This is a genomic window from Phenylobacterium sp. (assembly GCF_016793285.1).
In the GTDB taxonomy this organism is placed as follows: Bacteria; Pseudomonadota; Alphaproteobacteria; order Caulobacterales; family Caulobacteraceae; genus Phenylobacterium.
The window spans coordinates 1-1,981 of the sequence record NZ_JAEUMO010000253.1 but is presented as its reverse complement, the minus strand read 5'-3'; the positions used below and the strand labels follow the sequence as shown (position 1 = coordinate 1,981).

At 69.2% G+C, this 1,981-nt stretch carries 2 protein-coding genes; both read right to left on the bottom strand.

All coding sequences use genetic code 11. From position 1 onward, the window contains the following. Nucleotides 1-294: a hypothetical protein gene (locus JNL41_RS21650; protein ID WP_293478348.1), complete on the bottom strand. Its 294-nt coding sequence runs from the start codon at nucleotides 292-294 to the stop codon at nucleotides 1-3. A gap of 242 nt (nucleotides 295-536) precedes the next feature. Then, nucleotides 537-1,676 (bottom strand): flavodoxin-dependent (E)-4-hydroxy-3-methylbut-2-enyl-diphosphate synthase, encoded by a 1,140-nt coding sequence (gene ispG / locus JNL41_RS21645; protein WP_293478346.1) that lies wholly within the window; start codon nucleotides 1,674-1,676, stop codon nucleotides 537-539. Between the last annotated feature and the right edge of the window lie 305 nt (nucleotides 1,677-1,981).

Genomic DNA, 1,981 nt, shown 5'->3' with positions numbered 1-1,981 from the left:
TTAGGCGCGTTCGCCCGTGAGCGCGGCGTTGCCGAACATGCCGAGCTTGACGTTGCCGCTCATCTTGTCGCCCTCGACCTTGGCCGAGAACTCGAGCTTCATCGGCATCGGGTTCGTGATGTCGGTGCTCCAGGTCAGGTTGTCGCCGTCGACCTTGCCGGTCACTTCCTGCGCGCCCATTTCCGAATCCACCTTGCCGGTGAAGGTGTCGCCGCTGGTCGCGATGGCCACGGCCATCGTGCGCGCGCCCATCGGAGTGTTGATGGTGATCTTCCAGTTGCCGTCCGCAGACATGCAGTCCTCCCGAGAATTGGAGCGCCACCTAAGCCTCAAAGCGGAAGCGAGGCAAGAGTGACGCGGGCGTCATTTTTGTTTCCGTTTCGTCACGGATTTCCCTCCCCTTCATGGTGGGGGGCCTCGCCGAAGGCGAGCGGGTGGGGAAGGGACGTGCAAGACCTCTGACGGTTGGGGATGATGGTGACTTCCCCGCCCTGGCCGCTGCGCGGCCTGTTCCCTCCCGCAGAGGGAAGGGAAGGCTACTCCGCCGCCTCGGCCGGCGCGTTCGCGGCTTCGATCTCGGCGGCCTTGGCTTCGACGAGGGCGACGATGTGGTCGACCATGCCCTCGTTGTCCTGCTTGTGGTCGGGCCGGCCGGCCACGTAGACCATGCCCGCGCCCTTGCCGCCGCCCGTGAAGCCGACGTCGGTCATCAGCGCCTCGCCGGGGCCGTTCACGACGCAGCCGATGATCGACAGGCTGAGCGGCGTGGAGATGTGCGCCAGCCGCTGCTCCAGGGTCTCGACCGTCTGGATCACGTTGAAGCCCTGCCGGGCGCACGACGGGCAGGCGATGATGTTCACGCCGCGGTGGCGCAGGCCCAGCGACTTCAGGATGTCGAAGCCGACCTTCACCTCCTCCACCGGATCGGCCGCGAGGCTGACGCGGATGGTGTCGCCGATGCCGGCCCAGAGCAGCGAGCCGATGCCGATGGCGCTCTTCACCGTGCCGGTGCGCGTGGCGCCGGCCTCGGTCACGCCCAGGTGCAGCGGGCAGTCGATCGCTTCGGCGAGCTGCTGGTAGGCGGCGACGGTCATGAAGGGGTCGGACGCCTTCACGCTGATCTTGAACTCGTGGAAGTCGTGGTCCTGCAGGATGCGGGCGTGGCGCAGCGCGCTGTCGACCATGGCGGCCGGGCAGGGCTCGCCGTACTGCTCCAGGAGGTCGCGCTCCAGCGAGCCGGCGTTGACGCCGATCCGCATCGAGCAGCCGTGGTCGCGGGCGGCCTGGACGACCTCCTTCACGCGCGCGGCGTTGCCGATGTTGCCGGGGTTGATCCGCAGGCAGGCGGCGCCGGCCTGGGCGGCCTCGATGCCGCGGCGGTAGTGGAAGTGGATGTCGGCCACCAGCGGGACCTTGGCGGCCCTGGCGATCTGCCTGAAGGCGGCCGTGGAGTCCTCGTCCGGGCACGAGACGCGGACGATGTCGCAGCCGGCTTCCTCGAGCTGGCGCACCTGCTCGATGGTGGCGGCCGCGTCGGCGGTCAGCGTGTTGGTCATCGACTGGACGGTGATGGGTGCGTCGCCGCCCACCTCGACCTTGCCCACGCGGATCTTGCGGCTCTTGCGGCGGTCGATCGCGCGCCACGGGCGGACGGACGTGTGGGCTTCGGTGCTCATCGCGGGCGGAAAATAGGGCGCTCGGGCCGCGAACCCAAGCGCCACGTGCGTCGAGCCCGGATTCCGCCGCTGCGCCACGCCCGCCGTGGCCCCTCTACATGAGGGTTGACGCCGGCGCGCCGATATGTTCTCTTTTTGTTCATGTCTGCGACCGATGCCGCATCCGCCCAACTGTTCGAGCTCGCCGAGCTCGGCATGAGCGTCGTGCGCCGCATCGCCGTGGCCGTCGAGGCGGCCCCGGACACCCCGACCCTGCTCGCCCTGGTCGACGCCCACTGCGACGTCGGCCGCGGCGTGCGCCAGTC

Coding starts and splice junctions, on each gene's coding strand:
- JNL41_RS21650 (WP_293478348.1), bottom strand. CDS start 294: ATGTCTGCGGACGGCAACTGGAAGATCACCATCAACACTCCGATGGGC.
- ispG (WP_293478346.1), bottom strand. CDS start 1,676: ATGAGCACCGAAGCCCACACGTCCGTCCGCCCGTGGCGCGCGATCGAC.